The organism is Streptomyces sp. NPDC014995 (assembly GCF_043080745.1).
GTDB lineage: Bacteria > Actinomycetota > Actinomycetes > Streptomycetales > Streptomycetaceae > Streptomyces.
Genome location: NZ_JBIBVX010000014.1, coordinates 290,464 through 305,024 on the forward strand (window position 1 = coordinate 290,464; position 14,561 = coordinate 305,024).

The following is a 14,561-nucleotide window of genomic DNA, read 5'->3' on the forward strand; positions in this document are numbered from 1 at the left end:
CTACGAACGGGCGACGGCGGAAGTGGACGAGAAGGAGCCGACGGCTTCGCCCCCGCCGGACGCGAGGTCGTGGCTCAGGCCCCTGGCACCTCCGCCCCTTCCATGATCCCGCTCACCTCGGTCCCCGGCGGAGTCAGCAGGAACACGTTCCGGTCGACCCGGTGCATCCCGCTGGCCAGCCCGAAGACGACGCCGGTGGAGAAGTCGAGGACGCGCTTGGCGACCTCGGTCTCCGCGCCGGTCAGGTCGAGGAGGACCGGGATGCCCGCCATCAGCGTTTCGGCGACCTCACGGGCGTCCGCGAAGACGTTGATCCGGAGGACGACGAAGCGGCGTCGGGTCTCCGTCTCCGCGTCGGGCAGCGCGCGATGGTCCACCGCCGAAGGCCACGCGTCCCGGCCACGCAACGGCACGACCTGAGCGAGCCCTTCCCACTGTTCATCGGTGACGTCGTAACGGTTCACCGGCACCCCCTGGACTGACTCGTACTCAATGCCTGCACCGGCCAATTCTTACGCCATGTCACCCGTTCGGCCCAACAGCGACACGGACCGCGACCGCCCCAGCCGTCACACCCGGGCTGATCACCCGCCTCACAGCGAAGTCCTCACCACCGTCGGCACCCGGCTCACCAGGGCGGATGCCGCCGGCGCGGGGGCGGCCGGCGCCTGGCCATGGGACGCCTCGGCTTCTCCTTTCTGCCGGCGGGGGATGTGTCGGCCCCGGCTTCGGGAGGGGCGGGCAGGGTGGGCGGGATGGACGGGATCAGGGCGGGCGGCTCGGTGCGGGGGGATCGACCGGGCGTTCACGCCGGCGCCGTGGACCAGGGTTCGCGAAGGACGACGGATCAGCCGTTGGCGCGCTTGAAGCGGAGTGATGTCGTGACCGTGGTCAGGCCGCGCATCATGCCCATCTGGTTCCAGTCCATGCCGAACTGGGCGCGGTCCACGGTGAATTCGGCGTCGAGCGCCAGGGTGTCGGCGCTCGCGTCGCTCAGCCGCGCGGTGAAGGAGTGCGGCCTGCTGATGCCGCGCACGGTCAGCCGGCCGGACACCTGGACGGTGCCGCCGTCGCGGAGTTCGACGGAACGCGCCACGAAGGTGATCTCGGGGTGCCGGTCGACGTCGAAGAAGTCGGCGCCGCGCAGGTGCGCGTCCCGCTTGGCGTTCCCCGTGTCGAGGGAGCTCACGTCCAGGGTCAGGGTGCCGGTGGCGGCGCCGTCGGCGGCCACCTCGCCCCCACCGCTGACAGCGGCGAACGCGCCCTTGACGGTGACCAGGCCCCACACCGTCCTGTGCTTCAAGGTGACGGCGGAGGCTTCGGGCTCGAGCTGCCAGAGCCCGGTTTCCACGGCGACGTTCATGATCTTCCCCTTATCGGTGATTCAAATTTGGATGACCTGCTGGACGCTCACGGTAGCCAGTCATTCAAAACTGAACAACCCCGTCATCCAAATTTGGAGCACCAGTACACTCGAACCATGGCCGCCTCCGACGAGCACGCCCCCGATCTGCCCGAATGCCCCGCCGCGCAGGGAAGCGGCCTGCTGCCCCCGGAGCTGCGTGCCTGGATGCTGCTGCTGGCGGCCACGGGGGCGGTGGAGCAGCGACTGCGGTCCGTCGTGAAGGAGCGGCTGGACGTCTCGCACGACGAGTTCCTGGTCCTGTGCCTGCTCGCGGAGCAACCCAGGGAGGGGCTCCGCATGACCCGGATCGCCGAGCTTCTGGGCCGCCCCAAGACCCGGCTCACCTATCAGATCGCCTGCCTCCAGCACGCCGGCCTCGTCACCCGCAAGTCGGTCTGCGGCGACAAGCGGGGCATCGAGGTCGCCCTCACCGACAAGGCCCGCCGCCTGCTCCGGGAGGCGTCCGAGGCGCTCTCCATCACGGTCACCGAGGCACTGGCCCACGTCATGGGGCCGGCTCAGCGGGACGCGGTGTGCGGCTTGCTGCCGGATCTGGCGGGGGGCGCGGATCCGGGGTCGGGTACGGAGGAGACGGGAACGGCTGCGGAGGAGGCGGAATCGGGTACGGCGGAGACCGGATCGGGTGCGGATGCCGCTTCCCGGGGCCGCCGGACAGGCCGGGCCGCTCTCTGAGGCTGATACAAACCCACGGCCTGGACAGCGGCGGCCACGAGGCGGTGCACCTGGCGGAACTGCCGACCACGGGACTGCCGCCGGCCGGTGCGGCGACGGACACCGGCACGGGGTCGGGAGTGGACTCGGGCAGAGGCCCGGAAGTGAACTCGGGCAGGGGCCCGGGAGTGGGCCCCCGAGGTGTTCGACCGGATCGAGGCGGCCCGGGACTTCGCCGTTCAGCGGCGGCCACGGACGTCCTGACGGACCGCCGCGCCTCACCGCCCCCGCCGCACCCCCCCTCCGCGACGGCCGCCACGCCCCCGGCGGCGAGGCCCGCCGCGGTCAGGGCCGGGGCGGGCCGACCGGCGCCGGGGCTGCGCAACGTCATCGCGGCGGGCGGGCCCGGAAGGCGGGTCGTGGTCATCGGAAACGGGGAACGGCCGCGGACGCCCGGCCGGTGTTCGGTTCCAGACCCTCCTCGGCGCCGCGGTGGACGGGGCCGGCCGACCGCCCGCGCCAGGGCGGTTCACCGCAGCGAGGCCACGAACTTCTCGAGCCGGGCGATCCCCTCGCGGAGCTCGTCGGCCGACGCCGCGTACGAGAGCCGTACGTGCGTCTCCGCCGTGTGCACGCCGAAGTCCCGGCCCGGGGTGAGGGCGACGTACGCCTCCCGCAGTGCTCGTTCGCAGAACTGCCAGGAGGTGAGTCCGGTGCCGGTGACGTCGAAGTACACGTAGAACGCGCCGTCGGGCGGGACGGGGACCGGCAGCCCGATCCGTTCCAGGCCGTCGAGGACGATCGCGCGCCGCTGGGCGAACTCGACGCGGCGGGCTTCGCAGACGGCGAGGGACTCCGGGGTGAAACAGGTCAGGGCGGCGTGCTGCGCGGGAGCGGAGGCGCAGAGGAAGTAGTTCTGGGCCAGGCGCTCCATCGCCGGCACGAGGGGCTCGGGGACGACGCACCAGCCCAGTCGCCAGCCGGTCATGCCGAAGTACTTCGAGAAGCTGTTGATGACGACGGCGTCGGGGTCGTACGACAGCGCGCTGCGCGGTGGCCGGCCCCGGTCGTCGTCACCGAGGTTCAGGTAGATCTCGTCGACGATGCGCCACGCGTCGCGCTCGCGCGCGAGGTCGCAGAGCGCGGCGAGCTCGCCCGCCGGGACCGAGGTGCCCGTCGGGTTCGACGGGGTGGCGATCATCAGCCCGCGGGTGCTGTCCGTCCAGTGCGACCGCACGGACGCCGCGTCCAGTTGGAAGCGGGTCCCGGCCGTGGTGGGCACCAGGGTGACGCGGGCGCCGAAGCTCTCGACGATCTGCCGGTTGCAGGGGTACGACGGGTCCGCGATGAGCACCTCGTCCCCGGGGTCGACGAGGGCGGCGGTGGCCAGCACCAGCGCGGCCGAGGCTCCCGCGGTCACGACGACCCGCGCCGGATCGACGTCGATGCCGTGCCGGTCGAGGTAGAAGCGCGCGATCGCCTCCCTCAGGGCGGGCAGCCCGAGGGCCGCGGTGTAGGCCATGGGCCTGCCGTCCATGACCTCGCGCATCGCGTTCCGTACGGCCGGGGGCGCGCCGAAGTCGGGTTCGCCGAGGTTCAGTTTGACGACGTGGTGGCCCTGGGCCTCCAGCGCGGCGGCATGCTTGCCGAACTCCATGGCGTAGAACGGGGCGACGGCGCGTGCGCGGTGCGAGATCCTCATGTCGTGGCCTCCGGCTCGATGACGGACAGATGTCGGGACGAACCGGTTGGCCGGACCGTCGATGCCATGGTGACCGACGGCCCGCACCACTGTTTCGGCGAGGGCACCCCACGGGATGGGGCCCGTCGGCAGGCCGGCCCATGATCCACGCCGGCCGCGACGCCGCCGCGCCGGAGGCGGCGGGCCCGCCGGGGGGCCGTCACGCTTCGCGGGCCACCGGGTCGTCCACCGCCCGCCCCAGCGGGTGCGCCTACGCCTGCGGCTGCGCCTACGCCTGCGGCTGCGGCTGCGGCTGCGGCTGCGGCTGCGGCTGCGGCTGCGCATCGTCCGGCACCGGCGCCGGCGCGAGAGGCTCTCTCCCAGCCTCGTCGAAAGCGCCAAGCGCCAAGCGCCTCGTCTCGCGTGAGGCGTGGGCGGGGCTTCGTCGGGTTGGCTCCGTCGAAGCGGGACCTTGACGGTCGTATCCGCGAGCGCGCCTCAGACGGTGAGAACGATCTTGCCGCGCGCGTGCCCCATTTCCCAGTGGCGGACGGCGTCGGCGGCCTCGCCGAGGGGGTACGTCCGGTCGATCACCGGTGTGATCCGGCCGGCTTCCATGAACTCGGCCAGGGCCTGAAGGGCGTCCGCCTCGGGCTCCTTCAGGAACGGTGCGTGCAGGTTCTGGCCGATGAACGGGGACAGGGCCAGTGCTCCGAGGGCGCGGTGCAGGCCGCCCAACCATCGCCCTCCCCCTTCGCCTCCGACGATGACGAGGGTCCCCCGGGGGGTGAGGGCGCGGCGCAGGTGGGACAGCGGTCGGTTGCCGGCGGTGTCGAGGATGAGGTCGTAGCGGCGGCCGGCGGCGGCGAAGTCGTCGCGGGTGTAGTCGATGACGTGGTCCGCGCCGAGGGAGCGGACCAGTTCGGTCTTGCCGGTGCTGCAGACGCCGGTGACCTCCGCGGCGAACACCGCCTTGGCCAGTTGCACGGCGTACGTCCCCACGCCTCCGCCCGCGCCGATGACCAGGACCTTCTGCCCCGGCTGCAGCCGCCCCACCTCACGAAGCGAGTACAGGGCGGTGAAGGCGGAGATGGGGACGGCCGCGGCCTGTTCGACGGTGGCCCCGGCCGGTTTCGCCGCCAGCCTGTCCTCCCGCGTGCACGCGTACTCCGCGAAGGAGCCCTCGCAGGTGCCGAAGACCTCGTCGCCGGGCTTGAACCGGGTCACGTTCCTGCCGACCGCCTCGACACTCCCCGCGACGTCCCAGCCGCGCACCCGGAGCTTGGGTCTGCGCAGTCCGAAGCCCATGATGCGTATCGGGTAGGGCAGACCTGTCATGAGGTGCCAGACACTGGGGTCCACCCCGGCCGCGCGTACCCGTATGAGGACGTCGTCGTCGCCGGCCACCGGCTTGTCGATGTCTCTGAGTTCCAGGACATCGGGCGGGCCGTACACGTCCTGGACGATTGCCTTCATGATGTGTCTCCTTCGTCTTCGTCCACGTACTGGAACACCTCGTCGAGCGGGACCTTGAACACCCGGGCGATCTGGAAGGCCATCTCCAGGGAGGGCGAGTAGCGGCCCTTCTCGATGGCGATGACGGTCTGGCGCGTCACGCCGATCCGGTCGGCCAGTTCCGCCTGTGTCATCTCACCGTGCGTGAACCGCAGGGTCCGGATGGAGTTGGTGACCTTGGTCGTCTGCCTCACCACGACGGAAAGCCCCAGCGATAGGCGGCGATCTTCGCCACGCAGCCCACGGTCGCCGAGAGGGTGAACCCGGCGTAGAGGACGTTGGCGATCCAGAACTGGTCCACGTCGGCCATCGCCATGCCCAGGGCCGCCACCCCGCCCGTGACGACGAACGACTGCCCCACGTACTCACCGAACCGGTGGATCTCGCGGTCGCGTTGGTCCCGTCTGCTCGCCTCCTTCGGCGCGCCGATCGAGACGGCGATGCTCAGCACGATCGATGCCGCGATCGAGATGCCCACGGCCCACAGCAGCGTCGACGCGTAGGACACGTCGGCCACAGGGGTGTCTGCGGCTCGGGCCAGGATGACGGTGAGGTAGGCCGCGTACGTGCCGACTGCGAGCACCGCGATGATCCACGCACGCTTTTCTTCGTGTGTCACCCGAGGAATGTAAAGCAGGACGGACACCATGTAAAGGAAACTTGACACGCTCGCCGTCGCGTCACGCCGATCCGGCAGGCCGGTTCGGCCTGTCTCATCCCACCCGTGGGTGGTCACGTCGTGGATGCCGGGCGACAGCAACAGGCCCGGCGGGTCCGGGGGATGCCGGACCCGCCGGGCTGCGGGACTTCGCCGCTCCTGGCGTCGATCTCGTGTGTGGCGACCTCGTGTGCGGCGACCTCGTGTGCGGCGACCTCGTGTGTGCGGCGACCATCAGGTCTTGCCGGCCGGTGTCGACCGCTAGCAGTTGCCGTCCGACACCTGCAGACCCTTGTTGGCGCCGGCCGTCCGGCTCACGATGCTCGGCACGCAACCGGTCGCATCGAGACGGTAGGAGTACGGGATGCCGACCGTGGTGTTGGACTGCGGGTTGGGGCCGGCCGGATGGTTCTCGCTGCCGGGGCTGGACCAGGTCACGTTGTCGAAGGTGTTGCCGCTGACCTGCCAGTATCCGGCCGCGTCGGTGTAGAAGGTGCCGAGGACGTCCTTGGAGTCCTTGAAGTAGTTGTTGTCCACCTTGGCGCGGGCGCCGGCCCGGGAGTTGATGCCGGACTCGTTGAGGCGCAGGTAGTGGTTGTTGTACATGTGGGCCGTGCCGCCGCGCAGCAGGGGCGCACGGGAGTCGATGTTCTCGTACAGGTTGTGGTGGTACGTGATGAAGCTGTTCGAGAGGTCGCTCTCGCTGGACCCGACGAGGCCACCGCGGCCGGAGTTGCGCAGGGTGCTGTAGGACAGGGTCACGTACTGGGTGTTGTCCTTCATGTCGAAGAGGCCGTCGAAGCCCTCCGACTCCCCGCCCGACGCCTCCAGGGTGACGTGATCGACCCAGACGTTGCGGACGTTGCGCTCCATGCCGATGGCGTCACCGCCGTTGGACGTGGGGGAGCCCGACTTCTTGACGTTCCGGACGGTCACGTTCTGAATGACGATGTTGCGCGAGTCGCGGATGTGGATGCCGAGCTGGTCGAAGACGGCGCCGTTGCCGACGCCGATGATGGTGACGTTGCTGATCTCCTTGAGCTCGATCACGCCGGCGGCGGTGTTGCAGCTGCTGCCCGACACCTTGGCGGTGTTGCCGTGGTTGATGGTCCCCTCGACCTGGATGGTGATGGGGGTGCTGCTGCTGGCCCTGGCGCACAGGGCCGCGTGGATCGCGGTTCCGGTGGTGGCCCGCACCGTCTGCCCGCCCGCACCGCCGGTGGTCCCGCCGTTCTGGGTCGCGTAGCCGGTGGCGCTACCGGTCGCCGCCGACGCCTCGGGTATCGACAGAACCGCGCCGGTCCCGGCCGCAAGAGCCATCGTGGCCAGCGCCGCATAGAGTCGCAGTGCGACTGGTCGCCTCATCTCGCTCCCCAATCGGTCTTCGAATGCTCGGTGTCGCCTGCCGATGGACAGGTCGCTGATCGGCCCGGAAGGGGCCCGGCCTGGCGCGGTGGAGCAGGTGGCACGCGCCAGAACCCTTTCTGTGGCGGCTCCCGACTGCGACGATGCGGTGGGTTCGAGCTGGTTCGAGGACATGAATGGCCGGATGGCCGGAAACCGCGTCACCGCCTAGGGAAAGCGCTTTCCCCAGGAAGGTAGATACTTGCCGTGGACGCGTCAATAGACGTGTACTTGATTTTTGTTCATCCACATGAACGCCTGGAGGGTGGCGTCAGGCAAGACGAGGGCTGTCCGGCCCCATGGTGCGCTCTCCACTCCTGGTCAGTCGGGGAGGGGCTCGGCGTAGTGGCGGAAGGCGTCGCGCTGGTGGTGAATGTCGTACAGGCGCTGGGCCAGGGCGTCGGGACTGCTGTGCTCGGCGTCGGGACGGATGGCTCCCGGGACGATCAGCTGCGCGACGTGGATGCTCTCCGGGGCGAGCGCGTCGTGGAGCATGCGGGCGTAGGCGCTCTCGGCGGCGAAGGCGACGGAGGTGCCGGCCCGGTCGGGGTGGGGGCGTACGGCGCTGCCGCCGTTGACGAACAGCAGCGTCCCTCGGCCGAGGGCGCGCATGCCGGGCAGGACGGCGTTCACGCAGGTGACCGGTCCCTTGACGGAGAAGGCGAGCGGGGCGTCGAGGTCGTCGGCGCCGGTGTCCAGGACCGGCTTCATGAAGTCGGCGCGGGGCACCGGGCTGTACTGGAGGATCTCGACGGGCCCGAGGGCGTCGGCCGCCGCGTCGAGGGCGGTGGTGAGGGAGGCGGGGTCGAGGACGTCGGCGGCGAAGCCGCGGGCGGAGACGCCGTCACGGGCCAGTTCGGCCGTGAGGTCGGCCAGGTGCTCGGCGCTGCGGGAGACGAGGGCCACGGTGTGGCCGGCGGCTCCGAAGCGGCGGGCGGTGGCGAGTCCCAGGCCGCGGCCGGCGCCGACGAGGGCGAAGGTGGTCACGACAAATCCTTGGTTCAGCGGTGGTGGGAGCCTTCGGCGAAGGCGGGAGCCCCGCCTCCGCGTCCGGGCGTCGTTCATGCCCGGCCCCGGAGGCCGGGATCGAACGGTCAGGGCGTCAGCAGGGCCTTGATGGCACGGCGCTCGTCCATCGCCTTGTAGCCCTCGGCGACCTGCTCCAGCGGCAGCGTGAGGTCGAAGACCTTGCCCGGGTTGATGCGGCCGGTCAGGACCCGGTCGATCAGGTCGGGCAGGTAGCCGCGCACGGGGGCGGGGCCGCCGCGCAGGCCGACGTGGGAGAAGAACAGTTCCTGGCCGTCGATCGCCACGTCGTGCGGGACGCCGACGAAGCCGACGTTGCCGCCGGGGCGGGTGGAGTGCAGGGCCTGCCGCATGGCCTCGGGGGTGCCGACGCACTCCAGGACCGAGTCGGCACCGATGCCGCCGGTGAGTTCCTTGACGCGGGCGATGCCTTCCTCGCCGCGTTCGGTGACGATGTCGGTGGCGCCGAATTCCAGGGCCAGCTTCTGCCGGGACGCGTGGCGGCTCATGGCGATGATCCGCTCGGCTCCGAGCTCCTTGGCGGCGATGACGCCGCAGAGGCCGACCGCGCCGTCCCCGACGACCACGGCCGTGGAACCCGGCCTCACCTCGGCGGCGACGGCCGCGTACCAGCCGGTGCCCATCACGTCGGAGACGGCGAGCAGGCTCGGGACGAACTCGTCGGCCGGGTGCTCGGGGGTGGCGACGAGGGTGCCGTGGGCGTTGGGGATGCGGACGTACTCGGCCTGGCAGGTGCTCATGAACTCCCGGTGCAGACAGTTGGACTGCCAGCCGTTCAGGCAGTTCGGGCAGGTGTTGTCCGAGGTGGCGAAGGAGCCGACGACGAACTGGCCCGGCTTGACCGAGGTGACCTCGCTGCCGACGTCCTCGACGATGCCGACGTATTCGTGACCCATGGGGTGGGGCTCGTCCACGGGCTCCGCGCCGCGGTAGGGCCACAGGTCCGAGCCGCACACGCAGGTGACGACCGTACGGATGACGGCATCGGTCGGCCTGACGATCCTCGGATCGTCGAGTTGCTCGAAACGCACGTCGCCGGGGCATGGATGACTGCTCCGCGCATGGTGGTGCTTCTTTCGTCGTTCGAGGGTCTGTGAACGGCAGCCGATGTCTCGAAAAGACGGCTGCGTATGGTCGAGCCTCACACGGGGAGGCAGGCGCGAAAAGCGGAGAAATACATCCGGGGAGAGTTACATCCTGGGAGAAAACTCTCCCCCCTTTCCCCGGTGCGACGGGTGCCATGCTGGGAAACATGACGAGCAACGTGCCCCTCAACGAGCTGGGAGAATTCCTCAACAAGCGCCGCTCGGAGCTGAGCCCGCGCATGGTCGGACTGCCGGAGACCGGTGGGCCCCGCCGGGTCGCAGGGCTGCGCCGTGAAGAGGTCGCCCAGTTGGCCTCCATCAGCACCGACTACTACACCCGGCTCGAACAGGGCCGCATCCAGGCGTCCGCCCCCGTGCTGGACACCCTCGCCCGGGTACTCCACCTGGACGACGACGAGCGCGGCTATCTCTTCCAGCTCGCGGGCAAGACCACCACCCGCACCCGGCGCCGCAGCAGGCAGCAGGTCCAGCCACAGTTGCAGCGGGTCCTGGACGACCTCACCTCCACCCCCGCCCTGGTCCAGGGCCGGCGCGGCGACATCCTGGCCTGGAACTCGCTGGCCGCGGCGCTGGTCACCGACTTCTCCCGGGTCCCGGAGAAGCACCGCAACTATCCCCGGATCCAGTTCACCGATCCGGCGATGCGCACCCTGTACGCCGACTGGGAGGCCTCCGCCCAGATCTCCGTGGCGCAGTTGCGGATGGACGCGGCCAAGTACCCGGAGGACCCTCGCCTGATCGAGCTGGTCGGTGAACTGTCGATGCGGGACAAGCAGTTCGCCCAGTGGTGGGGCGAGCACCGGGTCGCCGCCCGCACGGTGGGCACGAAGACCCTCCATCACCCGGTCGTGGGCGAACTCGTCCTGGACTGGGACACCCTCACCGCCAACACCGACCCGGACCAGCACCTGACCGTCTGGACCGCCGTCCCGGGCTCACCCACCCACGACCGGCTGCGCATCCTCGCCTCCTGGGCCGCCGATCAGAACCTTCCGGCCTCTTCCTCCCTCAGCTGACCCCGACTGGGACATTCCCGGACGGGGACATTCCCGCTCGACCGGCTGGTCTTCCACGGCTGTTCCGGCCGAGGTGCGGGTTCCTCGCAGCGGATGGCGCGCATCAGCGGGGTCAGCGGCATGACGGTGAGTGGTCAGTGGTCAGCGATACGACGGTGAGTGGTACGGCGGTGAGTGGCGGCCGCCTCTGTGCCGACCGGCGTCTCCTCCCCCATCGCCGAATCCCGGAGGAACCGTCGAACAGCGCATCCGGTCGGGCGGACTCCCGCACGTGTCGCCGGCGATGTCGAATACGCCGGTTCCCGATCGACGTAGGAGTGAAGGACGCAGACCGAGGACCTGAGGAGCACCTGATCGTGACCGTGACCGCGGATTTGGCCATGTCCCTGGACGGCTACATCGCCGGCACCGACGTCTCCGTCGACAACCCGGGAGGCGACGGCGCCGAGCCGCTCTTCGAGTGGATCCACAACCTGGCGAGCTGGCGGGAGCGCCAGGGCATGACCGGCGGGGAGGAGAACCGCGACTCCGAGCTGATGCGCGAGTGGTTCGACGCCACCGGAGCGGTGGTCATGGGCCGGATGATGTACGACACGGGCGAGGAGTTCTGGGGCGACAACCCGCCCTTCCGCACCCCGGTCTTCGTGCTCACCCACCGGCCCCGGCCGACCCTGGTCAAGGAGGGCGGCACCACCTTCACCTTCGTCACCGACGGCATCCACAGCGCCCTCGACCAGGCGAGGGCCGCCGCCGGGGACCGGAACGTCGACATCGCGGGCGGGGCGAGCACGGTGCGGCAGTACCTCGGAGAGGGGCTCATCGACGAGCTGCAACTGCACGTGGTGCCCGCCCTCCTCGGAGCCGGACTGCGGCTCTTCGACGGACCGGGCACCGGGCGGCGCGCCCTCGAACCGGTCAGGGTGGTCGCCACGCCCCTCGCCACCCACCTGAAGTACCGCTTCGTGAAGTGAAGTGAAGGGAGCGGGCGGACGGGGTACGCAGGGCCGCCTTCCCGCGCCCCGCGGCGGCGTTGCCCAACCGTCCGGCCGAAGGCCTCAGGCGTTCAGTGGGTGCTGAGCATGCCTTCGCGGAGGCGGGTCAGGAGGCGTGTGATCAGGCGGGAGACGTGCATCTGGGAGACCCCGAGGCGTTCGGCGATCCGGGCTTGGGTCAGTTCCTCGACGAAGCGCCAGTGGATGATCTTGCGGTCGCGTTCGCCGAGCTCGGCGATCATCGGTGCGAGAGCGTGGAAATCCTCGACCAGGCCGAGGGCCGCGTCCTCGTCGCCGATGAAGTCCGCGAGGGCGGCTTCGCCGTCCTCGCTGCCACTGATGGTGGCGTCCAGGGAGGCTGACCTGTAGCCGTTGGAGGCGAGCTGCGCCTCGACGACCTCCTCCTCGGACAGGCTCATCAGCTCGGACAGTTCCTTGGTGGTCGGTGTCCGGCCCAGCCTGCTGCTCAGCTCCTCGTTGGCGCGGGCCAGTTGGACACGGGCCTCCTGCAGCCGCCGGGGTACGTGCACGGCCCAGGACGTGTCGCGGAAGAACCGCTTGATCTCACCCACGATGTAGGGAACGGCGAAGGAGGTGAACTCCACCTCACGGGACAGCTCGAACCGGTCGATGGCCTTGATCAGGCCGATCATGCCGACCTGGACGATGTCCTCCATCTCCTCCGGCCCGCGGCTGCGGAACCGGCCGGCCGCGTAGCGGACCAGGGACATGTTCATCTCGATCAGCGTGTTGCGCGCGTACTGGTACTCGGGCGTGCCCTCCTCCAGCATCGCGAGCTTCTCGAAGAACAGTTTCGACAGATCCCGCGCGTCCCTGGGAGCGACCTGGGACGGGTCGGCGATCTCCGGCACGTCCACCGCCTGCCCGGCAGTCTGCACGGTCGTCGTCGCCATGATGCGCCCCTTCCCATCGATCACCCTCGTACGGGTCGGTTCACTCACCGACGTCCGCCCGCCTACCCCGGCCCGCGGCATGCATGCCTGGGTGTTCGCCCCGGTGCCCATCTCCCCGAGCAGGTCCCCACCCGGCCTCAGGTGGTACGCCGTCGGCCGCGCTCGGTGTCGTCGCCGCCGTGCTCGTGCCGCTGATCGTGCAACAGGCCGCCCTCACCGGTGTCTTGGGCGAACGGGAGCGGCAGAGCCCGTCCCGGACCGCATGACGCAGTGAGGAGCCACAGTCGCTTGTGCCGGCTGACGCCTTGCTCGGACATACACCGCCGTCGTGTTCCAACCGAGAGGGTGGTGCGCGTGACGGACACCGCGCACCGCGGCCATCTCCCGGCCGATGCCGGGAGTGAGGCGGTGACTGACGGGCATCCGCTCTCTCGGGCTCGTCCGGCGGCCCCCAACGATCTGTCTCTGCTGTCCTTGGTCCAACGGGAGATTCGGCCTGATGCTCGACGGCATACCGGCAGCCGCTGATCGTGGTGCCGAACCTGACACGGAAGCCCGCAAGCAACGCCTGCGCCGCCGCCTCGAGCGGTTGATCGGCGTGGCCGCCACCGAAGGAAACGAGGTGGTGCCGCTGCGCAACGGCGACGAGATCTTTCCCGCGATGCTGGGCGTCATCCGCTCCGCCCAGCACACGATCGACATGATGACGTTCGTCTACTGGCGCGGTCAGATCGCCCGCGACTTCGCCGCCGCTCTCGCCGACCGCGCCCGTGCGGGGGTGCGGGTACGGCTGCTGCTCGACGGTATCGGCGCCAAGGAGATCGAACGGCAACTGCTGGACGTCATGGATGCCGCCGGTGTGCAGGTGGCCTGGTTCCGCAAGCCCGTCTGGCTGTCACCGTTCAAGCAGAACCACCGCTGCCACCGCAAGGCTCTCATCGTCGACGAGCACACCGCGTTCACCGGCGGCGTCGGCATCGCGGAGGAATGGTGCGGCAACGCCCGGAACCCCGGCGAGTGGCGAGACACCCACGTCCAGGTGCGCGGCCCGGCCGTGGACGGCATCGCCGCCGCGTTCGCGCAGAACTGGGCCGAGTGCCACGACGAACTCTTCGACGACCGCGATCGCTTCACCGAGCACCGCCGGGCCGGCTCGTCGGTCGTTCAGGTGGTGCGCGGCTCCGCCAGCATCGGCTGGCAGGACATGCAGACCCTCATCCGGGTCATGCTCACCTCCGCCGAGAAGCGCTTCCGCCTCGCCACCGCCTACTTCGCGCCCGACCCCTACTTCGTCGACCTGCTGTGCCGGACCGCCGGCCGTGGCGTGCGCGTGGAGATTCTGCTCCCCGGCCCCCACACCGACCAACGCGCCTGCCGAATCGCCGGCCAGCACCACTACACACGTCTGCTGGGGGCAGGGGTCCACATCCGGCAGTACCAGTTGACGATGATGCACGCCAAGATCATCACAGTGGACTCGGTCGCCGGCCTCATCGGATCCAGCAACTTCAACCGCCGGTCCATGGACCACGACGAAGAGGTCATGCTCGCCGTCCTGGACGAGAGGTTCACCGCCGCACTCGACCGCGACTACGAAGCGGACCTGAAGCACAGCGTCGACATCGACCTCACCCGGTGGAAACGACGGGCGGTGCTGCAGCGAACCAAGGAAGCCGCCGTCACCCCGATCCGGCGCTTCTTGTGACCGGACCGACGCCCCGGCCGGGGACCTGACGACGTACGGCAACTCGTCCGAGCAGCGTGTGTGACGCCCGGACTGATGCGACGCGTCCACCCGGCGGGCAAGGCGTTGCCGAGGGCCGGCAACACGGTGCCGACCAGATCGGCCCAGGGGCTCGCTCCGCGACGAACAGGAACGGCGATGTCCGCCCGAAGCAGCTGCCTGTAGGTGCGGAGGCGCACAGTCGGAGCCGTCCTGGCCCGCCGATATGGCGTCGGCGCCGATCAGTCGATTGGGGAACGGAGGCGATGCGTCATTCCCCAATGCGACGGCCGTTCGCCGGCCGACCGGGCCTTACCGGTGCCGGTCGCGCGCTAGGCCGTTTCTGGTGGCTCTTGGACGGTGTCGCGGAGCCAGATGACGATCGCGGTGACGGTCAGGGTGCCGTTGAAGATGTAGTCGCGCTTGTC

At 70.1% G+C, this 14,561-nt stretch carries 13 protein-coding genes and 2 pseudogenes; 5 read left to right on the top strand and 10 right to left on the bottom strand.

Going from position 1 to position 14,561, the window contains the following annotated elements; genetic code table 11:
• Nucleotides 1-74 precede the first annotated feature (74 nt).
• Both ACF1A1_RS27885 and ACF1A1_RS27890 read right to left on the bottom strand, forming a co-directional pair.
• Nucleotides 75-470, bottom strand: coding sequence for a cell division protein SepF (locus ACF1A1_RS27885; protein ID WP_392003731.1), 396 nt, complete (start codon nt 468-470; stop codon nt 75-77).
• 377 nt (nt 471-847) lie between these two features.
• Nucleotides 848-1,363 (bottom strand): YceI family protein, encoded by a 516-nt coding sequence (locus ACF1A1_RS27890; protein ID WP_392003733.1) that lies wholly within the window; start codon nt 1,361-1,363, stop codon nt 848-850.
• Between the two features lie 117 nt (nt 1,364-1,480).
• Between ACF1A1_RS27890 and ACF1A1_RS27895 the strand changes: the two genes are divergently transcribed.
• A complete protein-coding gene (locus ACF1A1_RS27895) occupies nt 1,481-2,098 on the top strand; it encodes a MarR family winged helix-turn-helix transcriptional regulator (RefSeq protein ID WP_392003734.1) in 618 nt (205 codons plus the stop codon).
• Nucleotides 2,099-2,606: 508 nt separating this feature from the next.
• Here the strand turns inward: ACF1A1_RS27895 and ACF1A1_RS27900 are convergent.
• Nucleotides 2,607-3,779: a pyridoxal phosphate-dependent aminotransferase gene (locus ACF1A1_RS27900; protein WP_392003736.1), complete on the bottom strand. Its 1,173-nt coding sequence runs from the start codon at nt 3,777-3,779 to the stop codon at nt 2,607-2,609.
• 244 nt (nt 3,780-4,023) lie between these two features.
• Here ACF1A1_RS27900 and ACF1A1_RS27905 point away from each other — a divergent pair, with 244 nt between their 5' ends.
• Nucleotides 4,024-4,185, top strand: coding sequence for a hypothetical protein (locus ACF1A1_RS27905; RefSeq protein WP_392003738.1), 162 nt, complete (start codon nt 4,024-4,026; stop codon nt 4,183-4,185).
• A 71-nt stretch (nt 4,186-4,256) separates the two neighbouring features.
• Here ACF1A1_RS27905 and ACF1A1_RS27910 read toward each other — a convergent pair whose 3' ends face one another.
• The 6 genes and pseudogenes from ACF1A1_RS27910 to ACF1A1_RS27935 form a co-directional block, all read right to left on the bottom strand.
• Nucleotides 4,257-5,234, bottom strand: a complete 978-nt coding sequence (locus ACF1A1_RS27910; RefSeq protein ID WP_392003740.1) for an NAD(P)-dependent alcohol dehydrogenase — start codon at nt 5,232-5,234, stop codon at nt 4,257-4,259.
• Nucleotides 5,231-5,437 (bottom strand): helix-turn-helix transcriptional regulator, encoded by a 207-nt coding sequence (locus tag ACF1A1_RS27915; protein ID WP_392003763.1) that lies wholly within the window; start codon nt 5,435-5,437, stop codon nt 5,231-5,233. Before ACF1A1_RS27915 ends, ACF1A1_RS27910 begins: the two co-directional genes overlap by 4 nt.
• A gap of 26 nt (nt 5,438-5,463) precedes the next feature.
• Nucleotides 5,464-5,892 carry a hypothetical protein gene (locus tag ACF1A1_RS27920; RefSeq protein ID WP_392003742.1) on the bottom strand — a complete coding sequence of 143 codons (429 nt, stop codon included), beginning with the start codon at nt 5,890-5,892 and terminating at the stop codon, nt 5,464-5,466.
• A 303-nt stretch (nt 5,893-6,195) separates the two neighbouring features.
• Nucleotides 6,196-7,296 (bottom strand): annotated as a pseudogene (locus ACF1A1_RS27925) (polysaccharide lyase family 1 protein); the annotation flags it as partial.
• A 360-nt stretch (nt 7,297-7,656) separates the two neighbouring features.
• Nucleotides 7,657-8,322: an SDR family NAD(P)-dependent oxidoreductase gene (locus tag ACF1A1_RS27930; RefSeq protein WP_392003744.1), complete on the bottom strand. Its 666-nt coding sequence runs from the start codon at nt 8,320-8,322 to the stop codon at nt 7,657-7,659.
• A gap of 107 nt (nt 8,323-8,429) precedes the next feature.
• A pseudogene (locus ACF1A1_RS27935) lies at nt 8,430-9,445 on the bottom strand (zinc-dependent alcohol dehydrogenase family protein).
• Nucleotides 9,446-9,622: 177 nt separating this feature from the next.
• On the opposite strand from ACF1A1_RS27935, the gene ACF1A1_RS27940 reads away from it, so the two are divergent.
• Both ACF1A1_RS27940 and ACF1A1_RS27945 read left to right on the top strand, forming a co-directional pair.
• Complete coding sequence (locus ACF1A1_RS27940; RefSeq protein ID WP_392003746.1) at nt 9,623-10,504, top strand: helix-turn-helix domain-containing protein; 882 nt, start codon at nt 9,623-9,625, stop codon at nt 10,502-10,504.
• Nucleotides 10,505-10,860: 356 nt separating this feature from the next.
• Nucleotides 10,861-11,475 (top strand): dihydrofolate reductase family protein, encoded by a 615-nt coding sequence (locus ACF1A1_RS27945; protein WP_392003748.1) that lies wholly within the window; start codon nt 10,861-10,863, stop codon nt 11,473-11,475.
• Between the two features lie 92 nt (nt 11,476-11,567).
• Here the strand turns inward: ACF1A1_RS27945 and ACF1A1_RS27950 are convergent, their stop codons facing one another.
• Nucleotides 11,568-12,410: an RNA polymerase sigma factor SigF gene (locus ACF1A1_RS27950; protein ID WP_392003750.1), complete on the bottom strand. Its 843-nt coding sequence runs from the start codon at nt 12,408-12,410 to the stop codon at nt 11,568-11,570.
• A 496-nt stretch (nt 12,411-12,906) separates the two neighbouring features.
• Between ACF1A1_RS27950 and ACF1A1_RS27955 the strand changes: the two genes are divergently transcribed.
• Entirely contained in the window at nt 12,907-14,115 is a 1,209-nt protein-coding gene (locus ACF1A1_RS27955) for a phosphatidylserine/phosphatidylglycerophosphate/cardiolipin synthase family protein (RefSeq protein WP_392003764.1), read from the top strand.
• Nucleotides 14,116-14,561: the final 446 nt, after the last annotated feature.

Coding starts and splice junctions, on each gene's coding strand:
- ACF1A1_RS27900 (WP_392003736.1), bottom strand. CDS start 3,779: ATGAGGATCTCGCACCGCGCACGCGCCGTCGCCCCGTTCTACGCCATG.
- ACF1A1_RS27895 (WP_392003734.1), top strand. CDS start 1,481: ATGGCCGCCTCCGACGAGCACGCCCCCGATCTGCCCGAATGCCCCGCC.
- ACF1A1_RS27950 (WP_392003750.1), bottom strand. CDS start 12,410: ATGGCGACGACGACCGTGCAGACTGCCGGGCAGGCGGTGGACGTGCCG.
- ACF1A1_RS27940 (WP_392003746.1), top strand. CDS start 9,623: ATGCTGGGAAACATGACGAGCAACGTGCCCCTCAACGAGCTGGGAGAA.
- ACF1A1_RS27910 (WP_392003740.1), bottom strand. CDS start 5,234: ATGAAGGCAATCGTCCAGGACGTGTACGGCCCGCCCGATGTCCTGGAA.
- ACF1A1_RS27890 (WP_392003733.1), bottom strand. CDS start 1,363: ATGAACGTCGCCGTGGAAACCGGGCTCTGGCAGCTCGAGCCCGAAGCC.